The organism is Kribbella pittospori (genome assembly GCF_004331465.1).
GTDB lineage: Bacteria > Actinomycetota > Actinomycetes > Propionibacteriales > Kribbellaceae > Kribbella > Kribbella pittospori.
Genome location: NZ_SJKB01000010.1, coordinates 351,188 through 368,483, shown reverse-complemented (window position 1 = coordinate 368,483; position 17,296 = coordinate 351,188). Strand labels below are relative to the sequence as shown.

14 protein-coding genes are annotated in these 17,296 nt (G+C 67.9%); 3 read left to right on the top strand and 11 right to left on the bottom strand.

The features are described 5' to 3' along the window. Window positions 1-23 precede the first annotated feature (23 nt). Entirely contained in the window at window positions 24-1,025 is a 1,002-nt protein-coding gene (locus tag E0H73_RS30605) for a LacI family DNA-binding transcriptional regulator (RefSeq protein WP_131362061.1), read from the top strand. Further along, window positions 1,022-2,449, top strand: coding sequence for a sulfatase-like hydrolase/transferase (locus tag E0H73_RS30600; RefSeq protein WP_131362060.1), 1,428 nt, complete (start codon window positions 1,022-1,024; stop codon window positions 2,447-2,449). Before E0H73_RS30605 ends, E0H73_RS30600 begins: the two co-directional genes overlap by 4 nt. Here E0H73_RS30600 and E0H73_RS30595 read toward each other — a convergent pair. Together E0H73_RS30595 and E0H73_RS30590 are read right to left on the bottom strand one after the other, a co-directional pair. Next, complete coding sequence (locus E0H73_RS30595; protein ID WP_131362059.1) at window positions 2,429-2,920, bottom strand: hypothetical protein; 492 nt, start codon at window positions 2,918-2,920, stop codon at window positions 2,429-2,431. The two genes, E0H73_RS30600 and E0H73_RS30595, sit on opposite strands and share 21 nt — an antisense overlap. A 152-nt stretch (window positions 2,921-3,072) precedes the next feature. Then, complete coding sequence (locus tag E0H73_RS30590) at window positions 3,073-4,599, bottom strand: alpha-L-arabinofuranosidase C-terminal domain-containing protein (RefSeq protein WP_165555886.1); 1,527 nt, start codon at window positions 4,597-4,599, stop codon at window positions 3,073-3,075. Between the two features lie 104 nt (window positions 4,600-4,703). Between E0H73_RS30590 and E0H73_RS30585 the strand changes: the two genes are divergently transcribed. Continuing rightward, window positions 4,704-5,912: an ROK family transcriptional regulator gene (locus E0H73_RS30585; RefSeq protein ID WP_131362057.1), complete on the top strand. Its 1,209-nt coding sequence runs from the start codon at window positions 4,704-4,706 to the stop codon at window positions 5,910-5,912. A gap of 1 nt (window position 5,913) precedes the next feature. Here the strand turns inward: E0H73_RS30585 and E0H73_RS30580 are convergent, their stop codons facing one another. From E0H73_RS30580 to E0H73_RS30540, 9 genes are read right to left on the bottom strand one after another with little or no spacing between them, the layout of a single operon-like run. Further along, entirely contained in the window at window positions 5,914-7,896 is a 1,983-nt protein-coding gene (locus tag E0H73_RS30580; protein ID WP_131362056.1) for a hypothetical protein, read from the bottom strand. 12 nt (window positions 7,897-7,908) lie between these two features. Next, entirely contained in the window at window positions 7,909-9,498 is a 1,590-nt protein-coding gene (locus E0H73_RS30575) for an arylsulfatase (RefSeq protein WP_131362055.1), read from the bottom strand. A 31-nt stretch (window positions 9,499-9,529) separates the two neighbouring features. Continuing rightward, window positions 9,530-10,249, bottom strand: a complete 720-nt coding sequence (locus tag E0H73_RS30570) for an SDR family NAD(P)-dependent oxidoreductase (protein ID WP_131362054.1) — start codon at window positions 10,247-10,249, stop codon at window positions 9,530-9,532. Further along, complete coding sequence (locus tag E0H73_RS30565; protein ID WP_131362053.1) at window positions 10,246-11,139, bottom strand: carbohydrate ABC transporter permease; 894 nt, start codon at window positions 11,137-11,139, stop codon at window positions 10,246-10,248. The genes E0H73_RS30570 and E0H73_RS30565 overlap by 4 nt, the downstream gene beginning before the upstream one ends. Further along, complete coding sequence (locus E0H73_RS30560) at window positions 11,129-12,049, bottom strand: carbohydrate ABC transporter permease (protein ID WP_131362052.1); 921 nt, start codon at window positions 12,047-12,049, stop codon at window positions 11,129-11,131. The genes E0H73_RS30565 and E0H73_RS30560 overlap by 11 nt, the downstream gene beginning before the upstream one ends. A gap of 3 nt (window positions 12,050-12,052) precedes the next feature. Then, the gene (locus E0H73_RS30555; protein ID WP_131362051.1) at window positions 12,053-13,132 is read right to left on the bottom strand and encodes an enolase C-terminal domain-like protein; all 1,080 of its coding nucleotides are present in this window, start codon (window positions 13,130-13,132) and stop codon (window positions 12,053-12,055) included. Further along, on the bottom strand, window positions 13,125-14,354 hold the full coding sequence (locus E0H73_RS30550) for an ROK family protein (protein ID WP_131362050.1): 1,230 nt from the start codon (window positions 14,352-14,354) through the stop codon (window positions 13,125-13,127). The genes E0H73_RS30555 and E0H73_RS30550 overlap by 8 nt, the downstream gene beginning before the upstream one ends. After that, on the bottom strand, window positions 14,351-15,667 hold the full coding sequence (locus E0H73_RS30545; protein WP_131362196.1) for an ABC transporter substrate-binding protein: 1,317 nt from the start codon (window positions 15,665-15,667) through the stop codon (window positions 14,351-14,353). Before E0H73_RS30545 ends, E0H73_RS30550 begins: the two co-directional genes overlap by 4 nt. Then, window positions 15,664-17,157 carry a sulfatase-like hydrolase/transferase gene (locus E0H73_RS30540; protein WP_131362049.1) on the bottom strand — a complete coding sequence of 498 codons (1,494 nt, stop codon included), beginning with the start codon at window positions 17,155-17,157 and terminating at the stop codon, window positions 15,664-15,666. The genes E0H73_RS30545 and E0H73_RS30540 overlap by 4 nt, the downstream gene beginning before the upstream one ends. Between the last annotated feature and the right edge of the window lie 139 nt (window positions 17,158-17,296).

Below are 17,296 nucleotides of genomic sequence, written 5' to 3'. Positions count from 1 at the left end.
ATCCAGCGTGATGGGAGGTGCCGATGGCAGCGACGCTGAGCGATGTCGCGGCGCGCGCCGGCGTCTCGATCAAGACGGTCTCGAACGTCGTCAACGGCACCGGCCGGGTCGGAGCCGAGACCAGGGATCGGGTCGAGCGGGTGATCGAGGAGCTCGGCTACCGTCCCAACGTCTCGGCCCGGAACCTGCGCCACGGCAAGTCAGGTGTGATCGCGCTCGCCGTACCGCAGATCGGGAACCCGTACTTCGCCGAGCTGGCCGAGCTGGTCGTGAAGGCCGCCGAGGGCTACGGCTGGACGGTGCTGATCGATCAGACCGACGCCGACCCGGATCGCGAACGCCTTGTGCTGCAAGGGATCCGGTCGCATCTGATCGACGGGCTGCTGTTCGTGCCAGGCCGGTTGAGCGCTGAGGACTTCGCCGCCCGGACGGACACCACGCCGATGGTCTTGCTCGGTGAGCGGCTGACGAGGGTCGCCGACCGGGTGGCCATCGACAGCTATGCGGCGGCCCGCGCCGCGACCGAGCACCTGATCGACCTCGGCCGGACCCGGATCGCTGCCATCGGTGCCACCGCCAGCGGTGATGCCGTCTCCCGCGGGCGGTACGAGGGTTACCACGATGCCCTCGTCGCCGCCGGTCACCGGCCGTCGGCCAGGCTCGTGGTGCCGCAGCGACGCTGGCGCCACGAGAGCGGCGTGGAGGCAGTCGGTCGCCTGCTCGCCCTGAGCCGGCCGCCCGACGCGCTGTTCTGCTCGAACGACCTGCTGGCTCACGGTGCGCTCCGGGCTCTGCACGATCACGGCGTACGGGTGCCGGACGACATCGCCGTCGTCGGCATCGACGACATCGCCGAGAGCCGGTTCAGCCGGCCCAGCCTCACCTCCGTCGCGCCGGACAAACGGCACATCGCCGAAACCGCGGTCGGCCTGCTCGCCGACCGCCTGAAGGGCAGCTTCTCGTCCGCACCCCGCGAGTTCATCGCCGGCTTCCACCTCGAGGTCCGCGAGAGCACCGAAGGATGAGGGACCCGACGCCCAGAGACATCGTCCTGGTGATGACAGACCAGCAGCGAGCGGACCTCACGGCACGGGAAGGATTCCCGAGGGACTGCACCCCGACCCTCGACAGTCTGGCCACCAGCGGCCGCTGGTTCGACCGCGCCTACACCACGACACCGCTCTGCGTCCCCGCCCGCATCAGTCTCCTGACCGGCCGATTTCCCAGTGCACACGGGATTCTCGGGAACAGTGGGTACGACGATCCGGACCGCGGCGACGACCTGATCGACGTACTGAGTACCGCCGGATTCCGTACTGCGCTCGTAGGCAAGAACCACTCGCACCTGACGCCCGTCCGCCTCGATCATTGGGTCGAGTTCGGCCACTTCGGTCGTGTACCACCGTCTACCGCGACAGGGACCGATCGCGAGTTCGACGACTGGTTGCGCGCCCATCCTGGTACGACGACGACCCCCAGCCCGTTCCCGCTCGAGCACCAGTTGCCGGCGCGCATCGTCGACGAGGCGATCACCTGGCTGGACACCGCCGGTCCGGACGACCGGTCGTTCCTCTGGCTGTCGATTCCCGAGCCGCACGTCCCCTATCAGGTGCCCGAGCCGTACTTCTCCACCTATGAGACCGTGCCCCCTGCAGCGACGACCGCTGACGTCCTTGCAGACCGCGACTTCAGTTGGCGGTACGCGGGCAAGCTCGCCGAGCAGAGCGGTGAGGCCGAGCCGGATGTCCTGGCGCGGGCTCGCGCGAACTATGTCGGCATGCTCCGGCTCGTCGACGACCAACTGGCGAGACTCGTCGCCCATCTCGAGCGAACCGGGCGGCTCGCGACGACGCTGTTCGTGCACCTTGCCGACCACGGCGACTTCGCCGGCGAGTACGGCCTGATGCGCAAAGGCCCCGGACTTCCCGAAGTCCTGGCCCGGATCCCGATGCTCTTCCACGGTCCGGGCGTGAATCCGGATCCCCGCCCCAGCTCCGCTCACGTGTCGATCGCCGACGTCCTGCCGACGATCTGCGAGCTCATCGGCACGCCCGTCCCGTCCGGCGTCCAAGGCCGCAGCCTCGTTCCGCTGTTGCGCGACCCGGATCAGGTGGATGGGTTCTCGAGCGTGTACGTCGAGCAGGGCCACGGAACGCCGTACCGCGAGGAAGATCTCGGCGACCGGACCCCTGGAGTACGGCGGGGAGCGGATGGGCGACCGGTGATCGACACAGTCAACGAGGTCACCCAAGCCGGCGTACGCCGGATGATTCGCTCCGACCGGTGGAAGCTGCTGTCCGGGCCGGACGGCACGATCCAGCTCTTCGACCTGTCGACCGATCCGTTCGAACTGAACGATCTGGCAGGTCGCCCGGAACATGCTGCGACCTGCCAGAAGCTTCGAACAGAACTGGAGTCTTGGCTCGCGTCACGCGGCGTTCACGCGTGACCGGCGCTTCGACTTCCAGGCATTGGCGCCCAGGGCAACGATGCCGACGACCAGCCCCGAGCCGACGCCGATCATGAGGGCGATGCCCGTGGTGTACCCACGCAACGCAAGGTCCTGCCAGCCTGCGCTGAAGTTGTCGGCGAAGGCGACCGCGCCGGCGGGTGGGTTGTGGCCGAGCGAGGGCCCGACGTTCCACAGCACCTGGTGGACAAGCACCAGCGACAGTGCGTAGAGGACGCCGACCATCAGGAAATCCAGGAACGGGCGACGACTCCTGCGTACGACCGCCACGACCAGCCAGACCGCGAACGGCACCAACGCGAGGAAGTAGTAGAACAACGAGCCTTCCGGTTCGACGATGCCCAGGTCCTCCAGGACCGTCCGCGGCACCGCGAGCGCGACCAGCACAAGCATCAGCCACGTCGGCAGATCCGTGGCCGGGAAGCGCCGGCTGACGTGATGCTGATTCATGATCCTCCTCCTTTCCGGTACGCGACGCCGAACCGCGTCGCAACCATCCAAGAGTCCGTCGCACCACCGTCCCGCCGCATCGGCCCGGCGGCGTCACCCGGCGTACGCCCGACGACGTACTCCGAACCATCCCGGCCTACGGCGATCGGCGGTCAAGCCAAGAGCTGAGAGTCCACCACAGGCGCCGTCGTGGTCAGCTCGATGATCGAGTAGGAACTGGGCGGCAGGACCAGGGCACGGTCGTCGTCCAGCTTGACCTCGTCCGACCGCGGAGCCACGCGGTCCGGTTCGGCCAGGCTGTTGCGGTCCAGCGGATCCTCCGTGTGCAGTTGATGGACCCGTACGACGCTCGTCGCGAGCGGATGCCCTAGCTCGACGGACAGGCGTACGGACTGGTGGCGATCCCGGTTGACCACCGACAGCCAGACGGTCGTACCGCCCCGATCCGTCGAGGCGCTCACGTCGAGAGCCGGAAGCTCGATCGCAGTACGTTCGAGCGACTCACCGGCGACAGCGGAACAGATGGTGTCGCCGGCCAGCGAGATCCCACCGCTGTACCGGCGCTGCATCCACAGCGGCCAGTAGACGGTCTCGCGCACCAGCTCGTCGTCGGTGACGACCAGAGCCCCTACAACGTTGATGGTCTGGGCGAAGTTCGCCAGCGTGACACTGTCGGCCTGCCGCTGCATGACGTTGAGGAACGATCCGACCGCCAGTGCATCGACTGTCCGGTAGCGCGTGTCCGTCGGGCGCCACTTCGGACTCATCTCGAACCGGGTCGCGTCCGCGCAGTTCCACTCGGTGAACGCCAGCTCCGGCTTCGGCGTACCGGGCTTCTCCCGCGCCACCAGGTCCACGAGTCCCTGGATCGCGACGATCGCGCTCTCCGTGCGGTATGGACCGCTGAGGACGCGCTCGTAGTCGCCGCCTTCAGCCTCGGGATCGAACGGCCAGTACGTGTGCAGCGTCAGGTAGTCGATGTGGTCCCACGCCTCACGCAGCAGGGCGAGATTCCAGTCGAGTGCCTGCGAAGGCTCGAAGCAGCCGATCGCAAGCACCTTCAGCTCCGGGTCCAGTCGCTTGATCGCCTTGGCCCATTCGCGGCACCGTACGGCGTTCTCCTGCGGACCCACCTGGCCGAGCTCCCAGGACCCCCACTCCTCGTTGCCGATCTGCCAGTAGCGGACATCGAAGGGTTCGTCGTACCCGTGTGAGCGTCGCAGATTGGCCCATACCGAGTCGCCGGTGCCGTTGCAGTACTCGACCCACGCGAGCGCCTCGCGCAAGGACCCGGTCCCGGTCGTCAGGTTGATCTGCGGCTCGGCCCCGATCCGCCGGCAGTACGCGACGAACTCCGCCGTACCGAAGCCGTTGCCGACGTCGTAGCCGAAGTGCCAGTCGACCGTCCGCGCGCGCTGCTCACTCGGACCGACCCCGCGCTCCCACTCGTACGACGTCCCGGTGCAGCCACCCGGCCAGCGGACGACTGGGGCCCCGAGCTCGGTGATCGCGTCGACGACGGACCGTCGCAGGCCCGACTCGTCCGCGTCGGGATGGCCCGGGTTGTGCAGGGCCTCGTCGGCCACCCAGCGACGGCGGGACAGGAACTGCCCGTAGATCTCCGGCCGGATCGTCCCGTTCACAGTTCCCCGCAGCTTGAAGGTCGCTGGTGCACTCACTGGCAGTAGTCCCTTCATCGACTTATCTCTGTCTTGAAGATAAATAGGCCGCGCCAGCGTGTCAACAGTTGGCCCAAGCGCTCGGCAGTGCTAGAACCGACGGCATGAAGGAGCTCATGCGTTCTGCCCAGCTCAGCGATGTCCGGCAGCAGAACTACTCGACGATCATGCGTGAGCTCATGCGATCCGGACCGACAGCCCGGACGGATCTCGCGTCCGCCATCGGGATGTCCACCGGGTCGGTGACCAGGCTCACCGGTGCACTTGTACGGGCCGGGCTGGTCCGGGAAGCCGCGGAGCCGATGACACGTGGCATGGGCAGGCCGAAGGTCCCGGTCGCCATCGACGACTCGACGTACGGCGTCATCGGCGTGCACTTCGGCCTGCACCGGATCAACACCTGCCTGATCGATCTGCGCGGACAACTCGTCGCCGAGCTCCACGCGACCGAACGCACGACGAACCTCAGACCCTTGCTCCGGGGCGCGGCCCGATCGGTGCGGAAGATGATCGACAGTCACGATCTGACTGTTCTCGGTGTCGGCGCGAGCACTGGTGGCTGGGTCGACAGCTCGAGCGGGCAGGTGCACACCCAGCCGGTGCTGGGCTGGCAGGAGGCCCCGCTGGCGGAGGCGCTTCATGACCTGGTCGGTCTGCCGGTGCTCGTCGACTCGCAGGTGCGGGCGCTGGCGCTCGCCGAACACTGGTTCGGCGCGGCGGCCGGCGTGGACAACTTCATCCACCTGTTCGTCGGCAACGTCGTCGGCGCCGGCTTCGTGTTCAACGGGTCGCCGTACCGGGGAGCGCACTCGGCCGCGGGTGGGCTGGATCACCTGCCGGTCGCCGGCCGCTCCGGCCAGACCTGTGTCTGCGGCAGCCGGCGTTGCTTCGCGATGGTCGCCGGAGACCTCGAAACCGCGCGCCGAGCCCGCGCTGCCGGCCTGATCACCGACGATCAGGAGGTCTACGACGTCTTCGCCCTGGCGGTGGCCGGCAATCCGCAGGCCCGACGGCTGCTCCAGGATCGCGCCGGCGTGGTCGGGACGGCGACCGCCACCCTGATCGAGCTCCTCGATCCTGAACTCGTCGTCATCGGCGGTGGAGTCAGCGCCCCGGTCGACCACGTCTCGGTCGTGCGCGACGCCGCGCAGGACCGGCTGGCGGCCCGCCGAGGCGGCGATGCCACCGCGCGGATCCTGGCAAGTGCGTTCGGACCACACGCTCTGGGCATCGCCGCCGGCGCGATCATGCTGGACGCCGTCTACCGCTCCCCCGAGACCTTCGTCCCGGCGCTCACAGCCACCGCGAGCTGACTCACCGATAGCTCAGCTCGATCAGGCTCGCCGAGTGCGGCGGCAGCTCGGCATCGACCTCCTGTCCCTTTGCCTCCAAAGGCGTCGTCGTCCGCTGCACCGGCTGCGCCACGTCGTTGTTGTACGCCGTGATGTCCTCGTCGGTCACGGTCGTACGACGTGCCGACTTCACCGCCGGACCGCCACCCGGATCGACCGTGATCGGGACCGGCTGGTCGAGGCTCCGGTTGACGACCAGCAACTGAACGCCGTCGTTCGTCCGGGTCGCGGCTGCCACAACGGCCGAGTAGTCCTGGCCGGGCGGCACCGGATTGCCCGTCATCGTCACCTTCCGCGGCGCGGCGCCGATCATCGGCGCGGCGAGCGTGAGGGACAGCGCGCGCCCGGTGACGCCGAAGCCCGGCGGCGACCCCAGGATGTTGCCCCAGTCCCGCTTCGCCGGATCGGCGTTCGGTCCGCCGTTGAGGTTCGAGTTGATCGACAGTCGTGCGCCGTTGGTGAGCTGACCGATCAGCAACGCGGTCTCGTACACGTTGTGCATCTGCATCGCCGTGAAGTTGCCCGGCGTACTGACTCCGGTCGGACCGTTCTGGCTGATCGTGCCGTACTCCGTGACCGCGAGCGCGGGCCGCTTGCGCGGGTCCGGGAAGTACCGGCCGAGTTGCTTGCGCAGGTCGGTCAGCTCCTGGGTCGGGACGTCGCTCACACTCATCAAGCGCTGATAGAGCTCGGTCGGCGTGTACGCGCCGTCGGCGTCACCGCCCTGCTGATCGGTGTAGGAGTGGATGCCCAGGCAGTCGTACGGACGGTTGCCCATGGCATCGACGAACTCCGCCTTGCCCCAGCCGGAGCAGACCGTGATCTTCGGATCGACCGCCTTCATCGCGCGGACGAAGTCGAGGAAGCCGTCCTGACGGCCGGTGGTGTACTCGATGCTCAGCTTGGCGCCCTGCGGCGGCACCGCACCGTGGACCCCGTCACCGAAGCTGACCGTGCCGTCAGCCTGCCCGACGCGATACACCTGCTCGCTTGGTCCTGCCGCCGCCAGTGAATCCACGCGCGTCCACCGCACGCCGTTCACGGTCAGCACCGGTTCCGGGATCGGACCGGACTCAGCCGTCGCATCCGCAGGTAAGGCGATCGGCCGATAGCGCGTCCGGTAGGCCTGATCGGCCGCACCCGTACCGGTCCGCCGGTTGACCAGATCGCAGCCGCTGAACAGCCCGTCGTCGTTCTGGTAGGTCACCGACGCAGCCGTCTGCCGGCTCCACCCACCCTCGATGAACTGCTTCACCCGCACCTGCTGATCCTCGTCGCGCCAGTAGCGCTGACCGTCGAGGAACGGCTCGTTGCCGTACTCCCAGGTCTTGATCCCGTACGGCGCCGGATGGCCGTTGGCGGCGCGTACTTCGGCCCAGTCGGTGCCACCGTTGGGATTGATCGCCGTACCGTCGCTGGGCGAATTCATGTACTCGACATAGTCGGCCGCATCCGCGGCCGTCTGGTTGATCGACGGCACCATCACCATCGTCTTCGCGCCGATCGCCGAGACCAGTGCCTCCTCCTCGTCCGGCCCGAACCCGTTCCGCGCACCGGGAATCGCTCCGAAGCGAACCGCCGCGAAGCCGCCGGACGTCTGACACCCGCGCTGCTCCACCGGGCCGATCGCCGACTTGAAGTCGAAGAAGTTCGCGACCGTCCCGCCTGGGTAGCGGATCAGGTTGAGCTCCGCCGCCGCGGCCGCATCCGCGAACCCGGCCGCCGGCGCCTGTGTCGCCGGATCCCAGGCACCGAGCTCGTCGTCGATCCACCGAGCATTGGCACCGAAGATCTCCGGCTCGATCGTCGGCGCGGCCATCCCGTCCGCCATGACCAGTGGCGCCCGATCGACCCGGATCTCCACCCGACTTGGCGGTCGGGCGGCAGCCTGGGTGAGTCCGGCCGCGACCAGTACGACGGCGATCGCTCCTGTCGTTCTCCTCATGTCTGCACCTCCTCAGGCAGGCTGGTTGGGCATCGTGGCGCGGGCCGCGAGTACGTCGCCGTACGGGATGACGCCGACCGTGTTCGCCCAGGTCTGCCAGCGATCCGCCAGCTCCTTGACGCGTTCCGGCTGCTCGTCGCCCAGGTTGTTGCTCTCGCTCCGGTCGGACAGCAGGTCGTACAGCTCCCAGGGTCCTTCGTACTCGCGGACCAGCTTCCAGCGATCGGAGCGGATCGCCGCGTTGCCGATGTGTTCCCAGCAGAGATCGTGTGGTTCGGCCTCGCCACCACGGAGCAGCTCGAGCATGCTGACGCCTGGCAGCGCAGGCAGCTCGTGCCCATCGCGCTCGGCGAGCGGCGACACACCGGTTGCCTCTAGCAACGTCGGCGCGATGTCGGTCAGCTGGTGCGGCGCGTCGATCACGCCGTCGGACAGGCCACCGTCCGGCCACGACACGATCAGCGGGGTCGAGATGCCACCTTCGTGCACCCACCGCTTGTACAGGCGAAACGGCGTGTTCGAGAGGTTCGCCCAGGCCTGACCGTAGCTGGTGTAGGTGTCCGCGGTCCCCGGACTGATGTCGGGCGAGTTGCCCACGCGCATCGGCGTACCGTCGGGCGCACTGGGCGGGATGATCAAGTGGTGCTGCCGGAACCGAGCCGCGCCCTCGGGATCGCTGCGGAGCTCCTCCGCGCAGCCACCGTTGTCGGACAGAAAGAGCACGATCGAGTTGCCGGCCTGTCCGGTCTCTTCCAGCGCGGTGAGAATCGTGCCGACGGCTCGGTCCATGGCGCGCACCTGAGCGGCGTACGTCTCCATCCTCTCGAGCTGCCACTTCTGCTCGGGTTCGTCCGTCCACGCCGGAACGGCCGGATCGCGGCGGTCGAGCGTCGCGTCCTCCGCGCAGATGCCGGCATCGAGCTGGCGCTGCCGACGGCGGGTCCGCAGTACGTCCCAGCCCTCGTCGAACAGGCCGCGGGTCTCGGCCAGATCGGACTCCTTCGCGTGCAGCGGCCAGTGCGGCGCGGTGAAGGCGACGTACCCGAAGAACGGGCGCTCGTCGTCGGCGGCGTCGCGGATCGCCGCCGCCGCGTGCGAGCCGATCTCGTCGGTGTAGTAGAAATCCGGGCCGAGCTCGGACAGCGGTACGGGCGTCTCGCCGTCGTGCAGCGTGGTGGTCTGGAAGTAGCTGCCGGCGCCGCTGATCGTCCCCCAGAAGCGCTCGAACCCACGACGCGTCGGCCAGCTCCGATCCGGCTGCTCACGTTCGTTGGACAGGTGCCATTTGCCCGTCATGTGCGTGTGATAGCCGGCGGTCCGGAAGGTCTCTGCCAGCGTGGCGCATCCCTCGGTGAGGCTGCCTGGATAGCCACCGGGACCGTCGTTGTTCACCAGTTCGGCGACGCCGGTCTGGTGTGGGTGCAGGCCGGTCAGCAGCGACGCGCGCGACGGGCTGCAGCGGGCGGTGTTGTAGAAGTTCGTCAGGCGGGCGCCGTTCCCGGCGAGCCGGTCGATGTTCGGCGTACCGATCTCGCCACCGTAGCAGCCGATGTCGGAGTACCCCATGTCATCGACGAGGATGATGAGGACATTCGTTTCCATACAAGGCCTCCAAGAGCTTCACGTGTTCGCATCAGGCCCACCGTGGCAACGTGGCGAGCATTCCTCCGTCGACCGGTAGCGACGCCCCTGTCACTCCCCGGGCATACGGTCCGAGGAGGAAGGCAACGACCTGCGCCACGTCCTCGGCGGTGACGAAACGGCCGAGTGGATGCTCGGCCAGCAGGCTTTCGGCAGCAGTCGGATCGGACCACCGTTCCTTGTTCCGCGGCACCGGAACGAAGCCCGGAAGGACGGCGTTGCAGCGAACACCCTGCGGGCCCCACTCCACCGCGCCGGCCCTGACCAACGCGTCCAGCGCGGCCTTGCCCATCGCGTACGCCGCCATGCCGGGCACTGCCCGCTGCGCATGCACGCTCGAGATGTGGACGATCGATCCGTCGCCCGACGCCGCATCGGCTACCGCCGTACTCCAAGCCCAGGCCGCGGCGACCTGTACGTCGTACGCCTCAGCGAGGGAACGTCGGTCGAGGCTCCCGAGCGCACCACGATGCTCGGTCAACGTCGCCGTCACCAAGCCACTCAACCGTCCCAGCCGAGCCGCCGACTCGACCGCGCGGTCAATGCTCGTCTCATCGCGGACATCACCCACGACCCACTCCACCGCGTCGAGGCAATCCGGCCGGTCAACCAGGTCGACGCCGACCACCGCCCAACCGCGTGTCGCGAGAGTCGACGCGACCGCGGAGCCGATGCCGCCGCCGGCGCCCGTCACCAGTGCAACGGATCTCATCCCTTCAGGCCCGAGGTGGCGACTCCGTCGACGATCCTCCGCTGGAACGTGATGAACAGCACGAGCGGCGGGAGGAGGGCAACGGTGCTCATGGCAAGCATCGGGCCCCAGGACGAGTCGCCGGTCGAGTCGAGGAACTGGCGCAGCCCCAACGGTACGGTGAACAGCTCGACGTCGTTGAGGTAGATGAGCTGCTTGAAGAAGTCGTTGTACGTCCAGATGAACGTGAAGATGATCGTGGTGACCAGCGCCGGCCGCAACAGCGGGAACACGATGTAGCGGTACGTCTTCCACGGATTGCAGCCGTCCAGCCGGGCGGCCTCGTCCAGCTCGCGCGGCAGCGACCGGATGAACTGCACCATCAACAGCACGAAGAACGCGTCGACGGCGAAGAAGTGCGGCACGAACAAGGGATAGAACGTGTTCACCCAGCCCAGCTTGTTGAACAAGATGTACTGCGGCACCAGCGTGACGTGGGTCGGTAGCATCAGCGTCACCAGCATCGTCGCGTAGGCGATCCGCCGTCCGAGGAAGTTGAGCCGTGCGAACGCGAACGCGGCGAGGCTGCACGAGATCACGTTGCCGACGATCGCGAACAGCGAGATCAGCAAGGAGTTCTCGATGAAGATGCTGAACGCGGTGGACACTCCCCGCCAGCCCTCGGCGTAGTTCGACGGCTGCAGGTGACGCGGAATCAGCCCGGGCTGGGAGAAGATCTCGTCGGTCGGTTTGAAGGAGCTCGCCACCATCCACACCAGTGGATAGAGCATGACGAGTGTGACCACGATGAGCGCGAAGTGGGCGAGCAGGCGCCGTCCCGGCGCCCAGCGGCGGACGGCCGGACGGCTGTCGGCGTCGTCCCGGATCGCGGCAAGTCGCTCAGTCGCCATAGTGCACCCAGTACCGGCTGAAGATGAAGTTGACCGCGACGACCGCGCCGGCCAGCAGCACCAGCATCCAGGCCATCGCCGCCGCGTAGCCCATGTCGAAGTTCACGAACCCCTCCTGATAGAGGTAAAGGGAGTAGAAGAGCGTGGAGTCGGCCGGCCCGCCCGATCCGTCGCTGATGATGAACGCCGGCGCGAACGCCTGGAACGACCGGATCAGTTGCAGGGTGAGATTGAAGAACAGGATCGGACTCAGCAACGGCATCGTGATGCTCCAGAACTGGCGCCACCGGCTCGCGCCGTCGACCTGCGCCGCCTCGTAGAACTCCCGCGGTATCTGCCGGAGCCCGGCCAGGAAGATCACCATCGGGGCACCGAACTGCCACACCTCGAGCGCGATCAACGTGCCCAGCGCGGTGTGCGGTTCGGAGATCCAGGACGGGCCGTGGATCCCGACAAGGGCCAGCACCTGGTTGACCAGCCCGTCGCCGTTGAAGACCTTCCGCCACAGCACCGCGATCGCCACGCTGCCACCGAACAGCGACGGGAGGTAGATGGCCGAGCGATAGAAGTCGAGGCCGCGCAGTCCCCGGTTGAGGACCACCGCGACGGCGAGGGCGAAGGTCAGACTCAGCGGCGTACCGACGAAGACATAGATCGCGGTCACCTTCAGGGACTGCAGGAAGAGCGGATCGGCGCCGAACATCCGGCTGAAGTTGCCCGCACCGATCCACTTCGGTGCCGACAGCAGGTCGTAGTCGGTGAAGGCGAGATACAGCGACATCAGCATCGGACCGGCGGTGAAGGCCAGGAAGCCCACCAGCCACGGTGCCAGGAAGGCCAGTGCCCAGCCGTTCTGATAGCGGGTACGACGTTTCCGCTCGCCGCGGATCGTCGGATAGGTGATTGCCATGGATCACTCCTCTCGGCGGGAACGGGGCAGGCACCCGATGCCCGGACCGGTCGGCCGGATGATTCCGTCGTTCACGGGCTCGGCAGGCTCGAGGAAAGCGGTGCGATCCGCTTCGCCCCACGCGTACTCGAGCCAGGTCGTCGTACCGCCCAGCCCGGCGAGGTGAGCCGCGTGCGCGGTGCCGACCGGGCCGCTCGGATTGTGGAAGGTCAACTGCGTAGCTCCGACCGCTTCGGCGATCCGTACGACGCCGACCGGTCCGCCGGCGTGCTTGGGATCGACCAACCAGTACCGGAGCGCGCCAGTGGCACACGCTGCCGCGGCGATCTCCGGATTCCAGATGTGCTCCCCCGCGGCCAGTGCGAGTCCACCGGCTGCAGCCCGTTCCAACCCGGACCGGTCACCGACGTGCACGAGGTCCTCGACCCAGTGCAGCCCCATCGGCGCCAGCTCCCGGACGACGACGTCCAGCAGCTCGGCAGGGACCAGGTGGTGACAGTCGGCCATGAGCCGTACGTCGCTCGGAAGTGCATCCCGAACGCGTGCGACGAGTTCGATGCCTTCGTCAACCAACTGGTCGCCGGTCACGCCGCGGGCGTGGTTGTCCAGGAACGGCGCCACCTTCACGGCGGGGAATCCGTTGCTCACGGCATCTGCTGCGGCCGCGAGGATCGCCTCCGGACCATCGCCGCCGTACCGGCGGTTGAGGTTGGCGTACAGGCGCACGGGCTGCGGTTCGCCGAGGCCGAGAGACGTCGAGAGAGGTCTGCCCTCGAGGCGTGCCTGCAGGTCCGCGAAGGCGGCCTCGTATCCGCCCAGGACGGTAGACCACAGGAAGGCGTCCTCACCGGCGGTCCTCAGCTTCTCCAGCTGCCGACTCAGCGTCGTCCGGGCCACGTCCAACGGCAGCCCGATCACCACCGAGCTGACCGAGCAGGCGGCGTTCACCAAGGCGCCCAGCGGTGCTCCGTCGGAGAGCTCGCCGACACCTCGGGTGCCGTCGGCAACCACTTCCACCATCACCCACGTGCTTCGCCGCGAAGCCCGGTACGACCAGACTTCCACCGAGTCGATGTCACCCATAGCGCAGCTCGAGCAATCCGGGGACGAACTCCGCAGGCGCCGCGTAGATCCGATCGAGGATCACGCTGGCCGCCGACACGGCGACGCCGTCCGTGCCGAACGCGCTCAGCCGCACCACGGAGTCGACGTCCACCGGACGCTTGTCGCGCAGGTACGCACGCGCTCCCCGCTGGACGGACTCGAGGTATTCCGGCGCATCGACCACACCACCGCTGACGACGACCACCTCGGGGTCGAGCATGTCGATCAACGTGCCGGCCGCAACACCGACCAACTCCGCTCTCGCGACCAACAGACCGTCAGCACGCGCATCGCCGTCCCGAGCCGCCTGGACGAGCCGCTCCAGCGTCCCTCGCGTCCCGATCAAGCCTTCCTTGCGGGCACGCGCCAGTACGGCGAGATCGCTGGCCGCCACGTGCAGGCAGTCTCGCCGTCCGCAGGAACAGACCTCGTCGGCCGTCACGCCTACCGACAGATGATCGACCGTCCCCGCGGCCGCGCAGTACCCCGGGAACACCCGGCCGCCGAGCATGAACCCGGCACCCACGACGTTCCCGACGAACAGCCCGATCAGATCGTCCACACCCTGGGCGCCACCGAACCAGCGCTCGGCCATGGCCAGCGCCCGGAAGCTGGAGTCGACCTCCGTAGGCATCCCCAGACCACCCGCCAGCGCGTCCCGCAGCGGAGCGTCGCGCCACCGCAGTACCCGCTGGTCACGCACCACACCGGCTTCACGATCGACCCAGCCGCCGGTGCTCGCGCCGACACCCAGAATCCTGCCCGGGGTCCGCGACGTCAGCTCCTGGATCCCCTCGACCGCCTGGGCGACGAGCGGCTCGAAGCCGCGTCGACGATGCGGAAGTCGCACCTCGGCCAGCAGCGCGCCACGGAGATCCAGTAGGCAGACCGTCGTACGGCGCAGCCCGAAATGTACGCCGACCACGCGATGGGTCCGATTGTCGACAACCATCGGCGTTCGCGGCCGGCCGAGCGCGCCCTGACCGGACTCGGCCGGCAGTTCACGCAGCAGACCCGCCTCGGACAGGAGCCCGGTGAGCTTGGTCATCGTGCCCGTCGCCATCCCCGTGAGCCCGGAGAGCTCCGACCGCGCGATCGGACCGTGCTGCATCACCGCACGCAGGATCGCCGAGTAGTTCTGCTGCCGGACGTCGAACGGCTGCGCCGACCGCAGCCGCCGGCCCTGGCAGGCAGTACTCACTTGAGCGCGGCCTGAGCGTCCGCGAAGAACTTGGTCACCGCCTGAGCCACCGTGCTCTTGCCGAAGCCGACGACCTGGTTCGCGTTCGGCAGCGAGGTCTGCAGGAGCTTGCTCGCGCCGGGCGGGTACATCTGCAGCGCCGCCGGACCCTTCGACTCGACGAGAGCGTAGTTCTCGAGCACCAGCTTGTTCAGACCCGTCGCGGACGTCGCGATCGTGGCGCGAATGTCGTCGGGAATCGGGACGCCACGGGCCAGGCCCATCGCGTTGGCCGCCTCCGGCTTGCTGGTGAGGAACTTCAGCATCGACACGGCGCCCTCGATGTTCTTCGACTTGGGCGAGATCGCGAACCAGCCGGCCGGAATGATGTTCGTGCCGGGCTGCGAGCCCGCGCCACCGGACGGGAACGTGCCGAGACTCAACGCGTCCTTCGTCAGGCTCTGCATCGACGGCAGGCCCCGCGACGTCGCTGTACCGGTGTATGCCGCCTTGCCGACCGTCACCGGGTCGTTCTGGAACCCGGTCGCCGCCGCCGTCAAGGCCATCGGTACGGCGGCTCCGTTGCCCCGCAGGTCCTGCCAGAGCTGCAGCCAGGCCGCCATGTCGTCCTGACTGAACCCGAGCGAGCCGGCGTCGCCGAACAGCGCCTTGCCGCGACCGCGCAGGAACGACTCGAGGGCGATCGGGCTGCCGCCCAGATCCGCCGTACCGGCGAGCTTGTGCCCGCTCTTGCCCCAGACCTCCGCCATCGTGGCCTTGTACTGGTCGAGCGTCCAGTCGGGGCTGGGCGCGGCCAGGCCGAGCGCCTTGAGTTTCGTCGTGTTGACGATGATGGCCGGCTGGGTCGCGGCGCCGAGCAGGGCGAAGTAGTACTTGCCGTCGGCCTTGATCGTGGTCGACACGTAGTCGGGCATCGAGTCCAGACCGAGGTCGTCCTTGTACTGGTCCAGCGGCTGCACCGCACCGCGCTTGACGTACTCCATCAGGTACGGCAGGTGGATCTGGAACACGTCCGGCGGGTTGCCGCCGGCAACTCGGGTGGCGAGCTTGTCGTAGTACCCCGAGAACCCGGAGTACTGCGGGTTGACCTTCGCCGCACCCTCGCTCTTCTGGTAGACGTCGAGGGCCTCGATGAGCTTCTTGTTCTGGTCACCCTCGCCCCAGAACATGAACTCCAGCGCCGAGCTGGAGCCCTCTCCGCCGCTCGACGAGGAACCACCGAGGCCGCGGGAGCAGGAGGAGACGGCGGCGACTCCGGCCGCAGCGGCACCCAGCTGCAGGAACGTACGCCGGGACAGGTGTGTGCGGGTCATGATGTGGCCTTCGCTTTCGGTGAGCCGGCGCGGACCAAGGCCGCGGCGTCGGGAAGTACGTCGGCCACCTCGTCCGCGAGGAGCTTGGCCAGCGACGCCGCCGTCGGTGCTCCTTCGGCCGTGGCCGCGATGTTGTGCTGCTCCCAGGGGTCGGCAGCCAGGTCGTACAGCTCGGCCTCGTCATGAGACCGGAAGATGTAGCGATGATCCGCAGTACGGATGGACAGGTTCAGACCGTCTCTCGGGTACCGCCAATCCCTTGCATGGAACGGATCTCCGTTTCCGCCGGGACGACCGTCGTGCAGCATGGTCTCGGCGGTCACGTAGTCGCGCGTCGGTGCAGCGGAGTCGGTGCCGAGCATCGCCGCGAACGAACGCCCGTCGTGCTCCTCGTGCCAGGGCACCCCGGCGACCTCGGTCAGCGTCGGCCCGATGTCGCACAGCGATACGAAGTTGGCGTTGCGGCTTCGCCGGCCGTCCGGATGACGCACGATCAACGGCACCCGGAGATCTTCCTCGTAGTGCAGCCAGTGGCCCTTCTCCATCAGCCGATGGGCGCCCATCAGGTCGCCGTGATCGGAGGTGAAGACGACGACTGTCCGGTCCCACTCGCCGGCGTCCTCGAGGTACTGGCGGATCCGGCCGAACTGGCTGTCGACGAGGGCGCACAGCCCGAGGTAGTGGCTGGTGACCTCGATCCAGTCCTGCTCGGTGAGGCTCTCGAAGTCGCGGGCGAAGTGTGACTCCCGAACCTCGCGCGGCTTGGTCGCCGTACCCGTCGACCAACTCTCCGGCAGCCTCACCTGGTCGCGATCGATGAGTTTGTCGTACGGGCTCGGGACGAGCATCGGGAAGTGCGGTGCGTTGAACGAGCACACGGCCAGCCATGGCTTGTCCGAGGGACGTTGGTCGAGCCCGGCCAGGAACCTGTCGCACTGCCAGTTCTCGAGGAACGACTCCAACGGGACACTCGAGGTCGCGTACGGCCGCTCGGCCAGCGCTGCGAGGTCGGAGGCGGTGAGGTTCTCGATGTGGTCCGGGTCGAACTCGTAGCCTCGTTCGCCCGCCCAGGAGCGGTACTCCTCGATGTACCGCCCGCGATCCTGTCCACGCAGTACGGCGGGAATCGCACTGCTGTCCGCCCACCCCATCCGGTCCGGCGTCGTACCGGGAACGTGCCACTTGCCGTTGTAGTGCGTGTGATAGCCCGCGGCGGCGAACGCCTGCGCGACGCCCGTCGAACGCAACTGCGACTCGATCGGCCGCCAGTTCCCCAGTACGCCGTGATGCCGCGGCATCAGGCCGGTCCACAGACTCGTCCGCGCCGGGCAGCACAGTGGGAACGGCGTGTAGCACGCGTCGAAGACGGTCGACTCCTCCGCCAGTTCATCCAGGTGCGGCGTCCGCGCCGCGGGGTTGCCGGTCCAGCCCATCGTGTTCCAGCTCTGCTCGTCAGCCATGACGACCAGCACGTTCAGACGGTCGGTCACACGTCTCACCTTGTCGGGGGGTCAGCGGCTTTACTTCCAGCTGAAGTTAATTCCCCCCACCGACCGTGTCAACCACTCACTCCAGGGGTTGACAACCCCGCGGACCCCAATTAACTTCAACCGGAAGGAAAGCCCTCAA